Source organism: Roseivirga sp. (assembly GCF_049099775.1).
Taxonomy (GTDB): domain Bacteria; phylum Bacteroidota; class Bacteroidia; order Cytophagales; family Cyclobacteriaceae; genus Roseivirga.
Genome location: NZ_JAGDZM010000016.1, coordinates 1 through 23,143, shown reverse-complemented (window position 1 = coordinate 23,143; position 23,143 = coordinate 1). Strand labels below are relative to the sequence as shown.

The 23,143-nt window shown below is 38.9% G+C and carries 12 protein-coding genes; 10 read left to right on the top strand and 2 right to left on the bottom strand.

The window, feature by feature from the left end; genetic code table 11:
* Nucleotides 1–10 precede the first annotated feature (10 nt).
* From JXQ92_RS18685 to JXQ92_RS18655, 7 genes are all read left to right on the top strand, one after another.
* Nucleotides 11–787 carry an HAD-IIA family hydrolase gene (locus JXQ92_RS18685; protein ID WP_421988169.1) on the top strand — a complete coding sequence of 259 codons (777 nt, stop codon included), beginning with the start codon at nucleotides 11–13 and terminating at the stop codon, nucleotides 785–787.
* A 50-nt stretch (nucleotides 788–837) separates the two neighbouring features.
* Complete coding sequence (locus JXQ92_RS18680; protein WP_421988168.1) at nucleotides 838–2,322, top strand: xylulokinase; 1,485 nt, start codon at nucleotides 838–840, stop codon at nucleotides 2,320–2,322.
* Nucleotides 2,323–2,325: 3 nt separating this feature from the next.
* Nucleotides 2,326–3,654, top strand: coding sequence for a xylose isomerase (gene xylA, locus JXQ92_RS18675; RefSeq protein ID WP_421988167.1), 1,329 nt, complete (start codon nucleotides 2,326–2,328; stop codon nucleotides 3,652–3,654).
* A 62-nt stretch (nucleotides 3,655–3,716) separates the two neighbouring features.
* The gene (locus JXQ92_RS18670; protein WP_421988166.1) at nucleotides 3,717–4,568 is read left to right on the top strand and encodes an aldose 1-epimerase; all 852 of its coding nucleotides are present in this window, start codon (nucleotides 3,717–3,719) and stop codon (nucleotides 4,566–4,568) included.
* 389 nt (nucleotides 4,569–4,957) lie between these two features.
* Nucleotides 4,958–7,861 carry a helix-turn-helix domain-containing protein gene (locus JXQ92_RS18665; RefSeq protein ID WP_421988165.1) on the top strand — a complete coding sequence of 968 codons (2,904 nt, stop codon included), beginning with the start codon at nucleotides 4,958–4,960 and terminating at the stop codon, nucleotides 7,859–7,861.
* A gap of 301 nt (nucleotides 7,862–8,162) precedes the next feature.
* A complete protein-coding gene (locus JXQ92_RS18660; RefSeq protein WP_421988164.1) occupies nucleotides 8,163–8,645 on the top strand; it encodes a hypothetical protein in 483 nt (160 codons plus the stop codon).
* Nucleotides 8,646–8,751: 106 nt separating this feature from the next.
* Complete coding sequence (locus tag JXQ92_RS18655) at nucleotides 8,752–9,897, top strand: hypothetical protein (RefSeq protein ID WP_421988163.1); 1,146 nt, start codon at nucleotides 8,752–8,754, stop codon at nucleotides 9,895–9,897.
* A 122-nt stretch (nucleotides 9,898–10,019) separates the two neighbouring features.
* On the opposite strand, the gene JXQ92_RS18650 is transcribed toward JXQ92_RS18655, so the two are convergent.
* Both JXQ92_RS18650 and JXQ92_RS18645 read right to left on the bottom strand, forming a co-directional pair.
* Nucleotides 10,020–13,385, bottom strand: coding sequence for a ThuA domain-containing protein (locus JXQ92_RS18650; RefSeq protein ID WP_421988162.1), 3,366 nt, complete (start codon nucleotides 13,383–13,385; stop codon nucleotides 10,020–10,022).
* 43 nt (nucleotides 13,386–13,428) lie between these two features.
* Nucleotides 13,429–15,510: a helix-turn-helix domain-containing protein gene (locus JXQ92_RS18645; protein WP_421988161.1), complete on the bottom strand. Its 2,082-nt coding sequence runs from the start codon at nucleotides 15,508–15,510 to the stop codon at nucleotides 13,429–13,431.
* A gap of 235 nt (nucleotides 15,511–15,745) precedes the next feature.
* Here JXQ92_RS18645 and JXQ92_RS18640 point away from each other — a divergent pair, with 235 nt between their 5' ends.
* The 3 genes from JXQ92_RS18640 to JXQ92_RS18630 form a co-directional block, all read left to right on the top strand.
* On the top strand, nucleotides 15,746–16,327 hold the full coding sequence (locus tag JXQ92_RS18640; protein WP_421988160.1) for an ankyrin repeat domain-containing protein: 582 nt from the start codon (nucleotides 15,746–15,748) through the stop codon (nucleotides 16,325–16,327).
* On the top strand, nucleotides 16,327–17,397 hold the full coding sequence (locus JXQ92_RS18635; RefSeq protein WP_421988159.1) for an acyltransferase family protein: 1,071 nt from the start codon (nucleotides 16,327–16,329) through the stop codon (nucleotides 17,395–17,397). Before JXQ92_RS18640 ends, JXQ92_RS18635 begins: the two co-directional genes overlap by 1 nt.
* A 223-nt stretch (nucleotides 17,398–17,620) precedes the next feature.
* Nucleotides 17,621–23,143: beta strand repeat-containing protein (locus JXQ92_RS18630; RefSeq protein WP_421988158.1), on the top strand; the 5,523-nt coding region annotated here is incomplete at its 3' end.

The following is a 23,143-nucleotide window of genomic DNA, read 5'->3' as shown; positions in this document are numbered from 1 at the left end:
CAAGAGAATTATGGCTAAAGGATTTCTGATTGATCAAGACGGTGTTATTTATGTTGAAAACCAGTTAATACGTGGAGCAGATAAATTTATTAAGACACTTCAAAAAGAGAATATTCCATTCACATTCATGACCAACAATAGTCAACGTTCTCCGCTCGACGCAGTGAGAAAATTGTCAAAAATGGGCATTGAGGTAGGAGAAGAAAACGTGTATACCTCGGCAATGGCTACAGCGCATTTTATGAGCCAACAGTATCCAAAAGGTACTGCATATGTGCTAGGAGAAGGTGGGCTGATTTCGAGTTTACATGAAAATGGAATTACCCTTGTTCAAAATGATCCTGATTTTGTAGTCGTAGGAGAGGGTATAAACTTTACGCTCGAAATGGTGAAAAAGGCCATAGATTTCATTTTGTCCGGGGCAAAGTTTATTGCTACAAACCTCGACCCTTCACCACGCAAATTAGGATGGAATAATTTAGGCATAGCGGCAGTTGTGGCCATGATAGAATCAGCTACGGGTAAAAAAGCGTTTTCAGTAGGTAAACCAAGCCCAGTAATGATGCGCCTGGCTAGAAAACATATTAATCTTACTACTGCAGAAGTAACGGTGATTGGTGATACGCTGGCAACCGATATACAAGGTGGCGTTCAGGTTGGTTATAATACCATCTTAACCCTATCTGGAATGTCAAAAAGAGACCAGTTGAATGATTTTCCTTTTAAGCCAGATATGGTAATTGATTCCATCGCCGATTTAGAATTACCATTGCCTTGGTGGTCATAATCTAGGGCTAGGCGCGATGATTAATATCCGCTAATCGTTATATTTCATTAATGTATTTTTTAGGATACGATATAGGGTCTTCTTCGATAAAAGCAGCATTGGTAAACGCTGATTCACTGGAGGAAGTAGCCGTTGTAAAGTATCCAGAACATGAACAGCCTATTCACTCAGAAAACGAAGGTTGGGCCGAACAGGATCCCGAAGATTGGTGGAAAAACTTAGTTCATGCCACCGATCTATTATTAACTAAAACGGGTGTAGACGGAGCATTGATTGTTTCTATAGGTATTGCCTACCAAATGCATGGTTTAGTTCTTGTTGACGAAGATCAGAACGTACTAAGACCTTCAATTATTTGGTGCGATAGTAGGGCTGTGGACATTGGAAATGAAGCGAACGAGTACTTAGGCAATGAGTTTTGTTTGAATCACCTATTGAATTCGCCGGGTAATTTTACAGCTTCCAAACTTGGCTGGATGAAGAAAAATGAGCCAGAAATCTATAAAAAAGTATTCAAATTCATGCTTCCTGGAGACTACATAGCCATGAAGTTAACAGGGGAAATTACCACAACAATTGGTGGGTTATCGGAAGGTATATTTTGGGATTTTAAGAACAAAAGCATATCCCAAGAACTATTAGAATACTTAGGAATTGATAGCCAAATGATACCTGATATTGTGGAAGGAATTGGTCATCAGGGTAGATTGTCTGATCTTACTGCGAGCACTTTAGGCTTAAAAGCCGGTATTCCGATAGCCTATCGGGCAGGGGATCAACCCAATAATGCCATGGCACTAAACGTATTAAAGCCTGGTGAATTAGCAGCTACTGGCGGTACCTCTGGGGTCATTTATGGCGTGACGGACCAACCGACTTACGACTTGAAGTCACGCGTCAATGGATTTGCGCATGTTAATTACACACAAGAAAAGGATTCAATAGGCATTTTACTTTGCATCAACGGCGCTGGTATTCAATATAGCTGGGTGCGTAAAATGTTGGGTAAAGAATTGACTTACGGTCAGATTGAGCAGCAAATTGAGAATATAGAAATTGGAGCAGAAGGACTGAGTTTTCTTCCGTTTGGCAATGGAGCCGAGCGAATTTTCGAGAACAAAACTGTAGGTTCTCATTTACTAGGAATAGACTTAAACCGACATCATCAATCACATGTTTTTAGAGCTACCATAGAGGGAATAGCTTTTGCTTTTGTTTATGGAGCAAGAATAATGGAGTCTATGAGAATACCATTAAAAACCATGAAGGTCGGTAACGATAACCTTTTTCAATCAAAGGTTTTTTCTAAAACTATTGCCACGCTACTCAACTGTAATATTGAAGTTTATAATACCACAGGAGCATATGGTGCAGCAAAAGCATCGGGAGTAGGTGCTGGTTTCATTCGTTCAATGGATGAGGCTATGAGTAAACAAAATTTAGTAAACACTATTGAACCCGATGGAAACAGCCAGCATTACCAAAAGGGCTTCGAAATTTGGAGTAGAAGATTAGAAAAGCAATTGAAAGCATAAAAGATGAGTTTTTTAAAAGGAGATCAAGAATTTTTTAAGGGGATAGGCACCATCAATTTTGAAGGCTGCAAATCTGATAACCCTTTCGCCTATAAGTTTTATAACCCCGACAAGGTAGTAGCAGGAAAGGCAATGAAAGATCATTTTCGATTTGCTGTAGCTTGGTGGCACACCTTATGTGGCACAGGAGGAGATCCCTTTGGCCCAGGAACAAAAATATTCCCTTGGGATGCTTCGAAAGATGTGGTTCAAAAGGCTAAAGATAAAATGGATGCAGGCTTTGAATTCATTACAAAAATGGGAATTCCATATTACTGCTTTCATGACTTCGATCTCATCGATGAAGGCGATTCTCTGGCTGAATCTGAACGTAGATTAGATATAATTTCGGATTATGCCTTAGAGAAGCAACAAGCGTCAGGCGTTAAAGTACTTTGGGGAACCGCCAACTTGTTTTCTAACCCAAGATATATGAATGGTGCTGCCACAAATCCCGATTTTGATGTGGTAGCATATGCAGGTGCACAAGTGAAAAACGCTCTTGATACAACCATTAAACTGGGTGGAGAAAACTATGTATTCTGGGGAGGAAGAGAAGGCTATATGTCTTTGTTAAATACAGATATGAAAGCCGAAATTGACCATTTAGCCCAGTTCCTTCATATGGCTAAAGATTATGCGAGAAGTCAAGGATTTAAAGGGAATTTCTTGATTGAACCGAAACCTGCCGAACCTTCTAAACACCAATATGACTTCGATGCAGCAACCGTAATAGGTTTCCTAAGAGCATATGATTTAATGGATGATTTTAAGTTAAATCTAGAGGTAAACCATGCTACACTTGCACAGCACACTTTTGAGCATGAGATGCAAGTAGCAGCAAATGCCGGTTTGCTTGGAAGCATGGATGCTAACAGAGGGGATTATCAGAATGGATGGGATACGGATCAGTTTCCAAACAACATAAACGAAGTCACCCAAGCCATGATGGTTTTTCTAAAATCAGGAGGTTTGCAAGGTGGTGGTATAAATTTCGATGCAAAGACAAGACGAAATTCTACCGATTTAGAAGATATCTTTTTAGCCCATATTGGGGGAATGGATGTATTTGCCAGGGCTTTGGAAATAGCGGATAAAATCTTGAATGAGAGTAAATACAATACATTGATCAAAAGTCGCTATGCTTCTTTCGATAGTGATAATGGTAAAGCTTTTGAAAAAGGGAGCTTAAGTTTAGCTGATTTATCTAACTTGGCATATGGGAATGGTGAACCCACTCAAAGCAGTGGAAAGCAAGAGCTTTTCGAGAATATCATCAATCAATACATATAGTACTTAATGAAATAAATGTAGCTACTTACAATTTCGTAATTTAGCGTTAATCGACTAGTACATTGTTATTAAGTTCTAAAAATCAAAGCTTAGAAATAGACCTTACCAAAGGTGCTGCTATTTCTCACCTCACTCTTTCTAAAAATGGAAAGCGCAAGGTTCTTATTAGTCCAAAAGCAGGCTATCATTATGAATCTTCATTGCTATTTCCATTTCCGAATAGACTAGCACAGGGTAAGTTCATTTTTGAAGGCACAACCTATAAATTTCCGCTAAACGATTTTGGAAGGCCTAATGCACTCCATGGTTTTATAAGTGACAAGCCGTTTCAAATTCTTAGTCAAGAAAATCAGGCGTTAATACTTCAATATGAATATGATGGTGGACGGTCATACTATCCATTTCCTTTTCGACTAATTATTAAATACAAATTAGAAGTTAGCGAGTTGATTATTGAAGCAACTATCGAAAACACAGGAATATCTTCAATGCCGTGTGGTTTTGGTTGGCATCCGTATTTTAACATGTTAGAAGGTGCAGATCAAGCAATATTGCAGCTGAAAGATGTCTCTAGAATTGTAGTCGATAAAAATCTATTACCGACTGGTAAATCGACACCGTATAAGACCCTCGACAATGGTTGTATTGTAGATCTTTTAAGCCTTGATACTTGTTTCGAGTATAATACCGAAAGAAAAAATGCTACAAACCTTCGTTTCCAAGATGGTATGACATTGAAAGTTTGGCAAGATAGTGAGCTACCATTTGTACAAATTTATACCGCCGCTGACGACAAAACTATCGCCATAGAACCTATGACATGTAGTATAGATGCTCTGAATACAGGAGCTGGTTTAAAGGTGCTGGAAAGCAGTGAGCATTGGTCTTTCCAATTTGGGGTAAAACTTCACTAGAATACTTATTGAAGGTATAAATATCTGTTTCCAATAATGATTCACTAGACCGTTTCAAGATCATCGATCCGTACTATATTTAAAGGAAAACCATCCACTTGAATGCATATTATCGGTTAATGCTTTAATCGAACAATCTCTCCAAGAATGATATAAATTATTTCAGTGTTTGTTATCTCTATTTTAGAGCCTCTGTCCTTAGGATTTAAATTATTATAATACTGACAAAAAAATATAAAATTATCAAGTTTGCTTGGGGACGGGCTGCATATAATGTAAATTAAATTTTTATGGTTTCCATCCATGAGAAAATTACAAAGCTATTCGACCTCTTGAACGTCTAATAGTAGAAGTAAATCGATAGTGAGAACTATTAAAAAACCTTAACCATGTTATTAGTCGAACCTTTGTTTTCTAGCGAATCAGGATGTCATAAACCCTTTTATTATCGCTTATTCCTTTCTGTTGTTTTTATTTTTTTAGCCGTATTACCTCATGACCAATTGGAGGCACAAGAGCTGCCGGAATCCTTTTTTAAGAATTATCTAATAAGAGTAGGAATTGAATATGATGAATACATTGACCTTCTGGAAGGGAAGTTAGATGGAATAAAAGAGGGCAGTCTAGTAGAGGCTACCATAATCGGTCATTTAGGAGAACTCTATAAAGAAACACAAGACACCTTAAAGTTAAATTTTTATAAATCCAAAGAAGAAGAATATTGGTCGAAGGCAGAAGTTACGTCTGTAAACAAGGATTTATTCGGTCAATATTTATTGCGGCAAGTGCCAATTAGCGCTTCAAGAAATAACAATGAATTCTTAGATAGTGCCTCGCAATATATAGAGAACAAAGACGATTTACTTTTTATTCAATATCTCAGACTTCTTAAAACGTCTGCTACTGAAGAACCAGAAATGTATGCACCGCGATACAATGATTTATTGAATTCCCAAGAATTACCTCCCGATATAGCAGCATTAGCCCACGTGGCGATGACGGAACTTCTATGGAATTCAGGTAAGCTGGACAGTGCGATAGTCTTGAATTCAAAAGTTGATGTGGACAACGTAAAAAGTATGTTCACTCTGCTTGTTCACTATATGTTTAGCGCATTTAATGAGATGCGCTATGCAAACCTTGTGGAAGCTGGAAGAATAGGTGAACAAATGAAAGGAGTGGTAAGAAGGTACAGTGGAGATAAGTCCAAATACTCTAGTGTGTTTTATTCTACAATGAATCAGCTTTATACATATACCAATCAATATGATTCTGCTGCCTTTTATTCAATTAAATCGATTAACCTATTGAAAGGAAAAAAAGGGGCAGAATTACGCTTGGTAGATCAATATCGTAGGTTAAGTTTAATTTATAGCGAAAATGGTGAATATCAAAGGGCCTTAGAAACAGCTAGGGAATCCATTGCGGTAGCGGTAAATCAATTTATTGAGCACCCATTAGTAGGTGAAGCTAATAGTCAGCTCTTAACGGCTCTTTTCGACGTATATGAATTAACAACGAATATTGACGAAAAAAGGCTCCTAATTAAAGAATTAGAGCAAGAAATTGTAAAGCAAGATTTGCTGTTGCTCAAATTTACCCGGCCAGATCATAGGGTTCATTTAAAAGTAATTAAAGGAAGACTAAGGCTAGAAAGGTCACAAGATAAGGTTGCTGAAGAGCTGTTTAAAGAAGCCATCTCTATAGCCAATGAGTTTAAACAAGCACAGTTCGATAAAGAAAGAGCAAGATATTATTTGGCGCTCATTGCTAATAAAAGAAAGGATTATAGTAAATCGATAGAGCTTGGAGAACAGGTTTTAAAGCAGGATCGTATGAGTTTTAGGTTTGTAATAGATGTTCACAAACTACTGATTAGTTCTTATACCAACAAAGGTATGGTAGCGGAGGCAGCTGATCATATAAACCAAATACAAAAGATTATCGAGGACAAAACCGCAGAAAGAACCAAATATCTATTAAGTCAGTCTGAAGTTCAGCTAGAACTAGAGTCGCAAAAGGCACTAAATGCAAGTTTAGAATCCGAGCAATTAGTTAAATCACAATTAATCAAAAGGCAACAGCTAATAATTGTCATTATTGCCGCTAGCATAGCTATAATTGGCTTTTTTGTGTTAAGGCTCAAGGCCTTGCATAAAAAGAACCTTACGCTCCTTCAGGTAGTTGAAAAAGAAGGAGCAGAGCTTCAGTTTACAAATTCAGAATTAGGAGATACCATTGCAGAACTACAAACGAACCAGTCTGCAAATCAACAACTCTTAGATGGTTTGTCCATTCATTTAAGCAAGACCTTTAATGGCATCAAAGGATTAAAAAGTTTTATCCCAGAACTAGGTAAACTGAACAATGAGCAAGAAAAGTATCTCAGTAGAATATCTGACTTAGTTGACGATGAAGAATTGGCCTTGAATAATTTGATTGCCTTGAATTCTATTTTGGGTAACCATAAAATCGATATACGACGCGTTGCTATCTCTGATACACTCAACAATATCGAAAGCCAAATGCAGAGTAGTTTAAAGTTGCATCAAGTAGATCTAGATATTGATATGGCGAAAGGTCTCGTTTTCTTGGCAGATCGAAGCTTGATTGAAATGAGCCTTACTTCTCTACTGCAACATGGCTTGCATCAAGAACTATTAAACAAAAAACTGAAACTTCAAGTAGCCTCCAATGAAGGCCTACAGGTAGCGCTAGAGTTTAAAGGAACAGCGATAGATCAAGCACAAATAGATAAATGGTTAAAGCCGGGAATAGAAGATGAGAAGAACTACTTATCCAAACTCTCTCAGTTGAAAGATTTAATGGACGGTGATCTACATTATCTTGTAATGGGTGATTTGCATAAAATCACACTAAAACTGAATCTAATTGAGTTGAAATTAGCAGATAGTAAAGGTGCTGAAATAGATCAATTGGAAATTGATGCTGTATATGATAAAATTCACCAGCTTCTTGTTTCCGAAGATGGCCTGACTAATCCAGACTTGTCCATGAATCAATTGTCAAGTCAAATTGGTATACCAAGTAGAAAACTATCATTTGTAATCAATACTAGAGAGAAAACCAATTTCAGTAAGTATCTATCAAGAATAAGGATTGATAAAGTGAAGCAAATTCTTGACAATGGTGATCATACACATCTGAATATTGCTGGGATAGGTTATGAAGCAGGATTTAACTCAAAATCTACTTTTTTCTCATCCTTCAAAGAATTTGTTGGATGCACCCCGAAAGAATACCTTAAGTCCATAGCACAAGAAGCATCTTAAGAGTACAAATTTTGTAACAAGTAAATTTTTAGTACTTGTTTAGACTAATTCGAACTTAAGGCCATTCAACCTTTTGTTTATTTGTATTGAGCTTAGGGTAATTTATGGGCTCTATCCTGCCTTGAAATACCCTGATCAGCGAACCCTTCCTCGTTCTAGCCATGTGGTTAATTCGGTTTGTTATTGTAAAGACGGATCATTCCATTTAGGTGTGTGTGTATTATCCAACTAGGTTCATTTAAATAGTCAGTGATATAGGACTAACATGATCCGTCTAGTTATTTACTTAGATAAAACTCTGTTGGAAAAGAGATTAGGGGGCATATTAGAACAAATATTTATTGAGCAAGCAATTGTTGAGCTTATTCATTTAAAATTCAAGTTATCGGGACTGCAACCGCTCAATACAGAGGAAAAACATCCTTCTAGAACTATTTTACTCGAACAGATCAAGTCTGTAGATTCTTTGATTGAAAAATTTAATCAAACCCAGTTGGCTTGTGAGTTTAACTTTATTCTTAATGGCGGGCTAGATGAATTTTGGAATTCGCATACGGGTTTGTCTAAAGACGAAGTGTTGTTCTGTGGTGCTCTTGTCACCTTCTCCGATTCTTGTGCCCTAGCAGAATTCTACAATGAAAGTCTCAATTTCTGTTCAGATAAAATTCAGTTAATCAGTGATAAACTCGAACTAGATTCTTCTCTCTCTTTAAGAAATTACACGCTTACATATTTAAATAAGGAGTTTGAACCACCCAAAATGCGTGTTATCTACGTGAAATAAGGTTCGGATTTGTGTATTGGACACAAATCTGTACTTCTAAAACCATTATCACACTAAAATAATTATGAGTTGAATCACCTTGCTTTCAGTAAGTCACAAAGGCTTAATGAAAAGCAAGTTAATGTTCTATACAGACAGACCTTTCGGATTAGAGAACAACCTTAGAAATTATAGTTCTATTAAAAGAGCAATTCTAAATCAAGGGTTCTATTTGCAACTGTGCGTAATCTTAATTCTCATAAGCGCACTTCTCTTTTCTTCCACGCAGGCTGAGATTTCGAAAAGCCAATTGGTCTTTACACTGCTTGCGTTAGCAACTTGTTATACTAGTCAATTCTATAACAATACCCCTCTATACGACAATGAAATAATCACTGGCAATTTGGACTCCGCGGCTGACTCGTTTTCCAAGCCTCTTAACTTGTCAAAGTCAAGATGTGATTTTGATATCAAGGATGATATTATGGTGAATATCGGCTCGAACGGTGCTTACGTAGAGACCAGTGCCAGTGATTTTACTAAACAAAATTCTATTCAATCTTCATTCATAGGAAACCTGGCACTCGACTTGGCCCCACTTGTGGGAATAAGTAAGGTGGGCAGTGGTTTTGACTTCGCCAGCCAGTTTGCTGTTGCTTCAAATAAGAAATCGGTTGTTCTGACTTCTTACTTGTCGGGTCCTATGAATGATTTGTTTTCAATGAACCATACGATTATACAAGCTTATCAAAACCGATCTTTTTCCACTCGATTAAACACATGCAATACAACAAATTTCGTTGCTCGGAAATCAGTCATCAAAAAACAAAAGGAAATAAATTTTAGCAAACCAGCTTCGGTGAACAGTGCTTATACTCTGTCATTTTATTCAACAAAATCAAGACGTGATTTTGTCTCAAATGATGTTACGGTAAGTTTTGGTTCAGGTGGTACTGTCACCGATACTGTTGCTAAACCCAACATTATCCTGACCCCCACCGAGTCATTAAAAGTAGAAGATAATGTTCAGAACAAAAAAATTGTGATTAACACACACAACAAAAGAGAAGATACTAGCGACTGGGAATCAGTGAATAGTACTGTTACTATTTCATTTAATTTTACAAAATCAAGACGTGATTTTGGCTCAAATGATAATACGGTAAGTTTTGGTTCAGGTGGTACTAACACTGTACCCGGTCCTAGTTTGAACTCCTCTTCAACAACATTCAAAGATTACCTGAAGCTGTACTCTTATGCAGGTTCTGCTTAGAGTACAGCTAGACAATGGTTATGACTTCGCCAGCCAGTATGCTATTGTCATGGAGCAAAGACCGGATTTCCAGTCTTTGTTCCAAAGGTAAAAATATAATTATTCTTTAAGCTCCTTAATTCTTAATCTCTAGTTTTATAATTAAATACCAAGTAAGCTGCATTCGTAATAAAGCGCTCAACATTTACTTCATTCTTGAAGATTAAGTAAAGATCAGAATTACCCACTTGAGGATTAATCGATATACGTGTGTCTCGCAAAGACTGTTCTTTTAACTCATTAACATCTACTTGAGCCGCTCCAATCAGCAACCCGTTTTCTCTTTCCATTCTTATTTCTAGCTCCCCTTCATAATGGTAACCATCATTATAGATTCCTCTGAAAGTTATAGAAGTAAGTCCATTGAGAATTACATCATTAAACTTAAGGTAATGCCCGTTCTTAATGTTGCCTACGACTTTTGATCCGAGCGCTTGCCAAATGGTATTTCCCGGATGCATTTCGTCTGCCTTTTCTGCTTCAAGCTTAGATGCTTTAAGAATGAATTGTGCAGTGGATGATAGTGATGATACAGCACCATTTCCGTTGTCATTATAGGTAGCTGTTAGAACATAGGCACCATCGAAATTATTTGATTTATGCTGATCGAAATTTAGTTTACCACTTATTGGAAGCTTTTCTTTTTCCTCTTCCAAAAGAAGTATATAATCAACTATAGCTGAAAGAGCCTCTTCATTTAATTGAGGATGTGCAGCCATCGGCGTTTCTCCCCAAACACCAGAACCTCCATTCTTTATTTTGTTCATCAAATACTCCTTGTGATCTGAGTTGTACTTTTTAGCTATTTCTAAATAAGAAGGGCCATTAACCTTCTTGTCAATGGCGTGACAAGCACGGCAATCAGAATTATCTATTAAAGATTTACCGTTTGAAACAATTTCAACCTGATGACCTATTTCGGTTATCTTTTGTTCCTTGATATTTGGAATGAAATCAAGGGTAACCGTTACATTCTCGGCTGCTATTGATCCAGCTTTTGTGCTACCATCTTCCTGGTCTAAAACATTGACACTATAAGAAAGAGGGTCATTTATATTATAGAATTTGTTCTTCGAGTCAAATTCAACCTCTATTTCAGGAGGAGCATTTCCAACAATCACTTTAATATTATCCTCACTTTCTAGCCCTTCGGCATCGGTTACTATAAGCGTGACTTCATAGTTGCCGGCGCTTTCAAAAGTGAATCCCGGATTCATTGAATTACTTTCTCCTAAGCCATTTCCAAATTTCCATTTATACTTCAGAGGTTCTCCTTCTAAATCTTCAGAACTTTCACCAGAAAACTGAACGGTCAAAGGAGCAGCACCTACAGTTTTATCAGCACCGATTAAGGCAGTTGGTTGGCGATTGCCTGCCACAAAAGTAATCTTGTTTAGTTGAGCATCTAAGTTTCTAGTATTCCAACTTTCCCCATATTCAAGAATATATAAGTTGCCGTCTTTCCCAAAAACCATGTCCATTGGGTTGTGAAACTCTTCCTTACTTAAAAATGGTTCGGCTTTTTCATAGTCATGGTTTTCGTCCATGGTAATTAAGTAAATCCAATCTCTCATCCACTCATAGACCAATAATTTGCCATCAAAATAATTTGGAAATCCAGGGTTTGAGTATTCATCCAAGTTGAAAACAGGACCGGCCATAGCCGTTCTGCCTCCTTCGCCTACCCATGGAAATTCTGGCGATGGACCATATGGGTACCAGATAAACGATTCTTGCGCCGGAGGTAAATTCTGAATTCCGGTGTTATTTGGCGAGTTATTTACCAACAGGTTTGGATTGAAAGGAGCGATGGATTCTTTCTTCTCGAAGTCGAAGTCCCAATATGGCTTATTGTTACCCCTCGTATAAGGCCACCCCCAATTACCCGGGTTTTTAGCTTGATTAATTTCATCATGACCTTTAGGTCCTCTATTTTCACCGTCACTTCCGGCATCCGGACCAACATCTCCCCAATAGAGAATACCACTCTTTTTATCTACCGATATTCTAAAAGGGTTCCGAAGACCCATTGCATAAATTTCAGGCCGAGTTTTGGGATCATTGTCTTCAAAGAGGTTGCCACTTGGAATTGAATATGTACCATCTTTTTCTGGTTTAATACGTAATATTTTACCTCGTAAGTCATTGGTATTTGCACTCGATTTTTGTGCATCCCAAACTGATCTACTCGGGCCTTCATCGCTTGGAGAAAAACCATCTGATGCAAAGGGATTAGTATTGTCACCGGTTGATAAAAATAGATTTCCATCACCGTCAAATTCTAAAGACCCTCCTGAATGGCAGCAATCGTGTGTTGACTGGAATGTTAAAAGTGTTTTTTCCGTAGACGTATCCAGCTTGTCATTGGTAAAACTGAATCTTGAAAGCTTTTGTAGGTTGCCTTCTTCAGTTGAGGAGTAGAAAAGGTATATCCACTTGTTTTCAGAGTAATCCGGGTCAACGGCAAGTCCAAGAAGACCATCTTCAGCAATTCTTTTCACGTTAAGGTGTCCACCATCAAGAAGTTCTTCTGCTTCCAAATCGTATAACTTTAAATCACCACCTCTTTCAATAAAGAGAACCTTATTATCCGGTAAGTAGTCGAGTTCCATTGGCTCATTTAAGTTAAACGCAAGTACTTCTCTCACAAAACGATTTTCCTCAGGTACCCTTTGAGATTTTGCTGTTTTTAAATTTCGGCTGTTTTGCCCAATAGCGTATTTGATTCCGCCCCACAAATGATCCTTAAATAACGAGTCTTCAAAGGTCTCATCGGTATGTCCTAGGCCTGTGTAGAACATTCTTCCACCATCAAATGATCGGTACCACGAAATGGGGTGATATTTACCATTTTCGCCACCCTTATAACTGTTTTCGTCCAGTGACATTAAAACATTTAGTCCTTTAGCAATGCTCTTGTAGTTATACCATTCATCGAAATGCTGCCACTGATCTGGAAGCATAGTGGTAGCGGGATGCTCTTTATCCAAAATGTTAATAGTAGCTTGCTGCTGTTCCGGGTGACTGAGAAAATAAGCACCTACTAATTCATTGTACCATGGCCAATGATATTCTGTGTCCGCTGCTGCATGAATGCCAACAAAGCCACCTCCAGACTGTATATACCTTTCAAAGTCTGCTTGTTGAAAGTGATCTAGGACATCACCAGTAGTGCTCAGAAATATTACAGCACTGTATTCTGATAATTGCTTTTCGTTGAAGTATGTAGCATCGGTTGTAGTATCTACCAGCACATTGTTTTCTGCTGCCAGTTTAGAGATAGTGGCAACTCCTTTAGCGATTGAATTATGATGGTAGCCTTCAGTTTTAGAGAAGATGAGAATCTTTTCAGGGTAATTTTTTGAACAAGAGAAACTTGTAAGCGTGATGATCAGTACTAAAAATAATTTGCACAAAGAAGTATGTGAATTGTAATGTTGATTTCTCATTCCTGTAAAGATTTTTTGTAAGCACGTTTATTACTTAAATCTTTTACCAGTTTTCGCGTAAAGGGAATAAAAGGCCCTCTTCTTCCAACATTATTCTAGTGCTCTTATGACTATCCCAGAACTGGTCGTTGATCTCTTTTAGCGTAGGTAAAAACTCAGGATGATCTTTCATTCTTTTCATTATAGGATCATCTTCAAGCATCATTACCAACCAATAAAAATAATCTTTTTGCTCGGGAAATCTCTTTAAGTGATAGATACCTTTCTCATTATCACCTATATAGGCATAATAAGCCGATAGCAATAAGTCTCTATAGATTGAATCGTCCTTTTCTGCGAACTCCTTGTAGACAGCCAAGTGTTTATTAGCCTCCTCAAGCCGACCCAATTGTTTATAAGTGTAAGCAATTTTTATTTCCTCACTATCGAATATGTCTAGGCCAAAGGTCTCTTTCATCTCAGTGAAGACATCGTAATAGAACGCCGCCGATTCGTATTCTTCTTGGCAGTAATGAATCTTAGCTACCTCAATCATTATATCTAATCGAGTAGTGTCCTTTTTCAATACAGCTTTTAAAGATTCTCCCGTCTCAGCTAAGCTTTCTCCTTGAGCAAATTGTATGTAGGGGTAGAGATATTGAGGAAACAAATTGTCCTCATCGAATGCAATAGATTTTTGAGCATATACTTCAGCTTCTTGGAAGAAACCAGCCTGAGCAAGCGCATTACTCAGATGAAGGTATGAAATGCTCATCGCAGCAGAATCAACCAATGCCACATTCAACTTATTTCCCCTTAAAGCATACTTTAAATACTTTTTAGTATTAGGGATAGACATGGCATAGATATCCGAAAGAAAATTAGTAGCCATTGATGAATTTGGGTTGTATTCTAGTGCTTTTTCGAAGTACACGACAGCCAAATCGAATTTTTGATCATGCATATAAAAAAGTCCTTTGGCAATAAGGCTTATCGGCAATTCTGGGCTCGCAAGAAGTGCTCTATCGGCAAAACTATTGATCTCTTCAGTGTGTTGCTTCCTTGCTTGGAATATGTCTAGGAAATAGTAGCATACGGCCGTATATGCTTGAGCTTCAGCAAAGAGTGGATCAAGGTCAATCGCCTTTTTGAAATATTCAATGGCTTCAATGAGGTAACCATCAGCGTAGAGGTTCATTAGCTCATAACCTTTCAAATAGTACTCATATGCTTGAATGTTCTCGGTAGGAATTCTCTCAATTCTTTCCGCTTCGTCCGGCGTAACAATTACCTTAATTTCACCAGCAATATCTTTAGCTACTTCAGCCTGAAGGTTAAAAATATCTGTTACTAATCGATTGTACTGTTCAGACCAAAGGTGGCTGTCTTGCTGTGCTTCGATGAGTTGAACAGTAAGTAAAATTTTATCACCAAGTTTTTGGCCACTGCCTTCCAAGATATAGTTGACCCCCAGCTCTTTTGAGATTTCAGTGATACTTTTGTCGCTTTCTCTATATTGTTCCACTGAAGTTCTGCTGACTACCCTTAGGTCTTCTATTTTCTGCAGGTTAGAAAGTACGGCTTCCATAAGACCATTAATGATATGCAGGTTGCTAGAGTCATTACTGTCATTTTTAAATGGAAGAACAGCAATTGACTTTTTCTGCGTGGAATAGCTTGAAACTTCCAGTTTGGGTAAGAAAATAGCCAGTAGAATAATAGCCAAAAGGACTAATGTAGCTAAGAGCCATTTTTTTGATGTAACATTTGAGCTCTCAGGTTTGTCAAGCGCTTTCTTCTGTTCTGCAAACTTAATTTTCTCTTCTCCTGGAGGGTATCCGTAATGGTCGCGAAAGCATTTAGTGAAATAAGACACACTATTGAAGCCAACTTTAAAAGAAACTTCTGAAGCCGTTAAATCATCACTTCTTAAGTATTGCTGGGCATGGTGAAGTCGAACTAATCTTATTAAAATGCTAACGGATATTTCGGCAATCTTTTGAGTTTTCCGGAGCAGATTCGACCTACTCATACCGATATGATCAGCCAATTCCGAAACGCCGAAGTCTTCATCTTGCATGTTCCCTTCGATGATTGATATCAGCTTGTCTAGGAAGTCGCTTTCTATATCTAAAAAGTTCGGCATGCGATTGATGAATACTATTTATATGCTTACAAAAAAGAGCAAGATAGTTGCCAATTCCAAACTGCCTTTTTTAGAGTAAAAATGATGTTTTGCATCATAATTTATATTGATGAGTCATAATTTAAAGCATCAGATCATGTTTGATACTATTCGAAGCATAGCTATTAATCATGCATAATCACGATTTCTGACCTTTGATTCATTAAGAATTTTAAAACTCAAAACATAAATTGACATGAATTTCAAAGTATTAAAATCAATAAAACCCACACTAGCAATAGCCTTATTAATACTAGGTTTTGCCTTACAATCATGTGGTATTAATAAAGAGGCCGCCAACGAAGAAATTAAAGCACCACGGCAAACTCTTTTTGAGGCAGCTTTTCTTGGCAACTTGGAAAATGTAAAGAAACACATCGCGGCCGGAACGGATTTAAATTTAAGAGACGATTTTGGCTCGACAGCATTGGGGATTGCAGCAACTTTTGGTAAAACTGATATTGCTCAAGCCCTTATAGAAGGAGGTGCTGACCTTGAGGCAACAGGTGCAGATGGGTCGACAGCACTACATACTGCTGCTTTTTATGGAAGGGTTGAAATAGTAAAAGCATTACTTAAAAAGGGCTCTAATGTAGGGGCAAAGAACAGTTATAATGGCACAGCGTTAGAGTCGGTTCAAGTACCTTTTGAGCAGGTAAAGCCGGTTTACGATCAAATTGCAAGAGACTTAAGGCCACTGGGCCTAAAGTTGGACTACGACCAATTGATTCAGGGGCGTCAAGAAATAGCTACTTTAATCAGTAATCATATACAGTAATGGAAGGGTCTATAGTTCATACTCGACGACACGATATCGATTGGTTGCGAGTAATTGCAATTGGTTTATTATTGATTTATCATATATCCATTGGCTTTCAGCCTTGGGGAGGCTTCATAGGCTTTATTCTAAGCAATGAAACAATGGAGTCTATCTGGGTTCCAATGTCGGCACTAAATGTTTGGAGGATTCCACTCCTGTTTTTCGTTTCAGGAATGGGTGTATGTTTTGCTATGCGCAAAAGAGGATGGAAGGCATTAATAAAAGAAAGAGCACTTCGCATTCTTATGCCTTTCCTATTTGGTATGGCGTTTATTGTGCCACTCCATTTTTTAGTCTGGCAATATTTTTATGACATTCCATTTGCATATGTTACCCAACCAGGGCACTTGTGGTTTTTAGGAAATCTATTTGCCTATGTGCTTATCCTGTCGCCTTTTTTCTATTTAATGAAAAAGAATGAAGGTGGTAAAGTCTATCAATTTCTAGTTAAACTATTTCAAAACCCGCTTGGCCTATTAATGGTAATGATTCCTTTTGTTCTCGAAGCCATCATTGTTAACCCTGTAAGTTTTGAGACTTACGCTATGACTCCCCACGGGTTTTTCATAGGACTTCTTGCGTTCTTTTTTGGTTTTTCCTTTATGTATGCTGGTAATGCTTTTACAGATACCGTGAAGAAATGGAAATATCTATTTCTACTAGTTGCCCTAGGGTTATATAGCTATCGGCTAGTAGAACTTGAGCTTGTAGCGCCAAGTTATCTTTTGTCGATTGAATCTAATTTTTGGATCTTCGCTGTTTTTGGAATTGCCTTTACTTATTTAAACAAGCCAAGCAAATTATTGAGTTACTTGAGCCAAGCAGTTTACCCAGTTTATATTATTCACATGGCATTTCTCTACTTGGGTTCATTATTAATTTTTCCACTAGATATTTCTACAGGGTTGCAGTTTTTTCTACTGATAATATTCACAGGAATAAGTTGTCTTTTAACCTATGAATTTGGTATTCGAAGAGTGAGGATTTTAAGACCATTTTTCGGGTTGCCGTATCTGAAGAAAACATAAAGGCTAGAAGGTTATTTGTGTAAAATTCTAATATGGCTTGTGTTGGAATTTTACACACTTAATAGGCTTAAAAAGCATTGAGTCCCCCATTTTATAAGAGTTTTAGGCAATTATTGCCCTTCACCTCTTATTGTCCCCCTTTTGTCACCCAGCTAAAATTTTATGTAGACCAAGGTATAGGCATTTTGCATTTCAACTGGACTTGAACCATAACACATTTATTTTGAAAGAAGCAAAGAGCCCCGCAATCACGAGGAATTTATTCTCATCGATCGCCTACAGTCTATTTTTTCTAGTACTATCTAATACTTTACTTTCGCAGACGTATGACCTAAGGCTCACCAGAGTTTCTAACAACGGAAGTACTTTGGTGGTGAAAGTTCAAGCTTCGTTCTCTACAGCTGAGAATTTAGGTTCTTCAAATCTAGTTTTTACCTACGATGGGGCCGAAGCGAATACCCCGGCTTTAGGAACAATTCACAATTTTAGTGGAGGGAGTTACTCAACAATGACACTCACTTCACCCGCAACAAATACGGTGTCTCTAAATATAGAATACACCGGTGCTGATGGAGGAGGAACTGCTGTACCAACAGGAGGGACATTCATTGATGTAGCGGAAATTAGCTTTACAATACCAGATGAATCAGGTACGGCAAACTTTGTTTGGCAAGAGTCTACTACTACGAAAACCGTTGTTTATCAAGATAACAACAGTTCATTTTTATCCTCCGGAACACTAGCGAATAATAATTTGTCTTTGGATGCTACGGCCCCCTCAGCTCCTAGTACACCAGATATGACCACGTTTACTGATTCGGGTAATGAAGAACATACCACGGGGGCTACATCAGATAATCTAACGAACGACCAGACACCTACCTTTGAAGGAACTGCTGAGGCAGGGTCTACCGTTAAAATATTCTCAAATGTTGATGGACAAGTAGGTAGTGGTACAGCTACTGGTGGTAACTATTCTATCACTACCAGTACACTCACTGCCGGTGCACATACCATTACCGCTACGGCTACAGATGCGGCCACCAATGCCAGTGGGTCTTCCTCAGGGTTAAGTATTAATATAGATGTAACGCAACCTACGGTTGTGGTTTCTACTACCTCTTCAAACCCTACCAATGATAATCCGATCCCTGTGACCATCACCTTCAACTCAGAAGCTGAGAATATGAAGGAGAATGAGGTTACGGTTGTGAACGGTACAACTAGTGATTTTGCCTCTGCTGACAGTACTAGCTTTACAGTGAATATAACACCAAGTGGAAATGGTAATGTACAAGTATCCCTAGGAGCGGCTAGGGCATTTGATCGGGCAGGGAACGGCAATACAGCTTCTAATACACTAAGTCTTACTTATGATGGAACTGGGCCTACGTTGATCAATCAGGCCTTAGCACAAACCGACTTTAATGATTTACAGATCACCTATCAGAGTAATGAAACGGGTACGCTATACTATGTAGTAACTACGAATTCATCAACACCAACCCAAGCACAGATTTTGGCAGGGAACGATCAGTCAGGAAACTCAACCAATGTAGTGTCAAGTGGCAATGCAGCCGTTACGGTGACAGGGTCGAATCAAACAATCGCACTCAATGGCTTAACACTTTCCAGTACAACATACCACCTATTTATTTATGAAGAAGATGCGATAGGTAATCAGAGTTCTGTTGTCACCAACAGTGCAGCAGTAGATGCCACAGCACCCACGCTGATCAATCAGGCCTTAGCACAAACCGACTTTAATGACTTACAGATCACCTATCAGAGTAATGAAACGGGTACGCTTTACTATGTAGTAACTACGAATTCATCAACACCAACCCAAGCACAGATTTTGGCAGGGAACGATCAGTCAGGAAACTCAACCAATGTAGTTTCAAGTGGCAATGCAGCGGTTACGGTGACAGGGTCGAATCAAACAATCGCACTCAATGGCTTAACACTTTCCAGTACAACATACCACCTATTTATTTATGAAGAAGATGCGATAGGTAATCAGAGTTCTATTGTCACGAACAGTGCAGCAGTAGATGCCACAGCACCCACGCTGATCAATCAGGCCATAGCCCAAACCGACTTTAATGATTTACAGATCACCTATCAGAGTAATGAAACGGGTACGCTATACTATGTAATAACTACGAATTCATCAACACCAACCCAAGCACAGATTTTGGCAGGGAACGATCAGTCAGGAAACTCAACCAATGTAGTATCAAGTGGCAATGCAGCGGTTACGGTGACAGGATCGAATCAAACAATCGCACTCAATGGTCTGACACTGACCTCTACGACATATCACCTTTTTATTTATGAAGAAGATGCTGTTAACAATCAAAGTTCTGTGGTGACCAATAGTGCTTCGGCAGATGCCACGGCACCTAGTTTTGAGAATTCAACTCCCAACGCAGCATCAATTACAACAACAACATTTACTTTAAACACTGATATTGATGAAGCAGGAGATATTTTCTATGTAGTGTTAGCGGATGGGGTCACGGCACCAACTTCTACAGAAGTAGTCAATGGGACAGGAAATGGCGGAGTAGCGGCAGTAACATCAGACAATGCGAGTGTAAGTTCAGGAGGTTTTACCAACGCTTTTAGTATCTCAGGATTGACTGCTGGAACAGACTATGATGTGTATGTAGTGGCAAGAGATCAAGTATCCAACTTACAGACATCACCAACATTAGTGAATTTCTCAACAAGTGCAGCACCATCTATTTCTGTGAACGACCCAAGTGTATCAGAAGGAGATGCAGGAAGTACTACTTTAACCTTTACGGTGAGTTTAGATTCCCCAGCCCCAGCAGGAGGAGCGACTGTAGATTTTGCTACCAGTGATGGGACAGCATCTTCATCAAGTGATTATACGTCAACAACAGGAACAGTAAGTTTCTCAGTAGGAGAGACTTCTAAAACAATAGATGTAACCATCAGTGGAGATGAAGTAGTAGAAGCAGACGAGACCATCACGATGACATTATCCAATCCAACAGGGACGAGTGTTGTGATTGGGGATGCCACAGGGTCAGGAACGATTACCAATGACGATAGTGCCACAGTAACGATTGCTAATGTAGCAGTGAACGAAAATGACGGTACAGCTACGATCACATTAACTTTAGACAATGCAATAGATGGCGGATTTGATGTAGATGTAAGTACAGCGGACAATACAGCAACGACAGCAGATGGAGATTATACAGCAGTAACATCAGCAACAGAGACTTTTGCAGGAACAGCAAGTGAAACAGAAACCTTTACGATTACTTTAGGAGGCGATGCGAAAGTAGAAGCAGATGAACTGGTAGACATTGCGATGAGCAACTTGGTACCTACCACAGTAGATGCGTCAGATATCGACATCACCGATGCAGCTCAATTAACGATTACCAATGACGATAATGCTACGGTAACGATCGCCAATGTAGCGGTGAACGAAAATGATGGTACAGCAACAATAACACTAACCTTAGACAATGCAATAGATGGCGGATTTGATGTAGATGTAAGTACAGCGGACAATACAGCGACCACAGCCGATGGAGATTATACAGCAGTAACATCAGCAACAGAGACTTTTGCAGGAACAGCAAGTGAAACCGAAACCTTTACGATTACTTTAGGAGGCGATACGAAGGTAGAAGCAGATGAACTGGTAGACATTGCGATGAGCAACTTGGTACCTACCACAGTAGATGCATCAGATATTGACATCACCGATGCAGCTCAATTAACGATTACCAATGACGATAGTGCCACAGTAACGATTGCCAATGTAGCAGTGAACGAAAATGACGGTACAGCTACAATAACACTAATCTTAGACAATGCCGTAGATGGCGGATTTGATGTAGATGTAAGCACAGCGGACAATACAGCAACGACAGCCGATGGAGATTATACAGCAGTAACATCAGCAACAGAGACTTTTACAGGAACAGCAAGTGAAACAGAAACGGTTACGATCACCATTGGAGGCGATACCAAAGTAGAAGCCGATGAGCTGATAGATATTGCGATGAGCAATTTGGTACCAGCCACAATAGATTCAGGCGACATCGATATTACCGATGCAGCGCAAGTAACCATAACCAATGATGATAGTGCATCAGTAACGATTGCCAATGTATCGGTCAATGAAAATGATGGTACAGCCACAATAACACTAACCTTAGATAATGCAGTAGATGGCGGGTTTGATGTAGAAGTAAGTACAGCCGATGGCACAGCAACGACAGCCGATGGAGATTATACAGCAGTAACATCAGCAACAGAGACTTTTGCAGGAACAGCAAGTGAAACCGAAACCTTTACGATTACTTTAGGAGGAGACACCAAAGTAGAAGCTAATGAGACCATCACGATTTCTATGAATGGACTCTCACCAGCGACAGTAGCAGGAGGAGATATAGATATTACCGATGGAGCTACCTTAACCTTAAACAACGACGATAGTGCAACGGTAACGATAGCAAATGTAAGTGGCAATGAAGATGACGGAGCCATTACAGTTACAGTTACTGTAGACAATGCTGTAGATGGAGGATTTGACGTAGATGTAAGTACAGCAGACGGAACCGCAACGACAGCAGATTCAGATTATACATCAGTAACAAATCAAACATTAACCTTTGCAGGAACCGCAGGAGAGTCAGAAACCTTTACAGTAACTCCAACAGCGGATGTAAACTCAGAATCGAATGAGACTGTAAGTATCAGTATGAGTAATAAATCACCAGCGAGTGTAGCTTCGGCAAATATTGATATCACAGATGGCGCTACCTTGACCATTTTAAATGATGATGATATCTCAGCAAGTATCAACGATCCAAGTATATCGGAAGGAGATGCAGGAAGCACAACCTTAACCTTTACAGTGAATTTAGATTCCCCAGCCCCAGCAGGAGGAGCGACTGTAGATTTTGCTACCAGTGATGGGACGGCATCTTCAGCAAGTGATTATACGTCAACAACAGGAACAGTAAGTTTCTCAGTAGGAGAAACCAGTAAGACGATTGACGTTACTGTAGCAGGAGAAAACATGGTTGAGACCGATGAAACGATTACGATGACATTATCCAATCCAACAGGAACAAGTGTAGTGATTGGTGATGCCACAGGATCAGGAACAATTACTAACGATGACACAACCGTTGTAACGATAGCCAATGTAAGTGCGAATGAAAATTCAGGTGCACAAACCATTACTGCAACCTTAACCAATCCCGTACAAGGAGGTTTTGCATTTGATGTATTTACTACCGACGGAACAGCTACTGTAGCTGATAGTGATTACTCATCAACAGCAGGTTCTACATTAACCTTTGTAGGAACCGCAGGCGAAACGCAAACACTGAACTTGCAAGGGTTGGGTGACACGAAAGTAGAGGCGAATGAGACTTTTACTATGAGTATGACCAATGTAGGATTTACCTCAGTAGATACTAACGATATTGATGTATCAAGTGTGGCTACGTATACGATTACCAATGACGATAGTGCCACAGTAACGATTGCCAATGTATCGGTCAACGAAAATGATGGTACAGCCACAATAACACTAACCTTAGACAATGCAATAGATGGCGGATTTGATGTAGATGTAAGTACAGCGGATAACACAGCAACGATAGCCGATGGAGATTATACAGCAGTAACAGCAGCAAAAGAGACTTTTGCAGGAACAGCAAGTGAAACCGAAACCTTTACGATT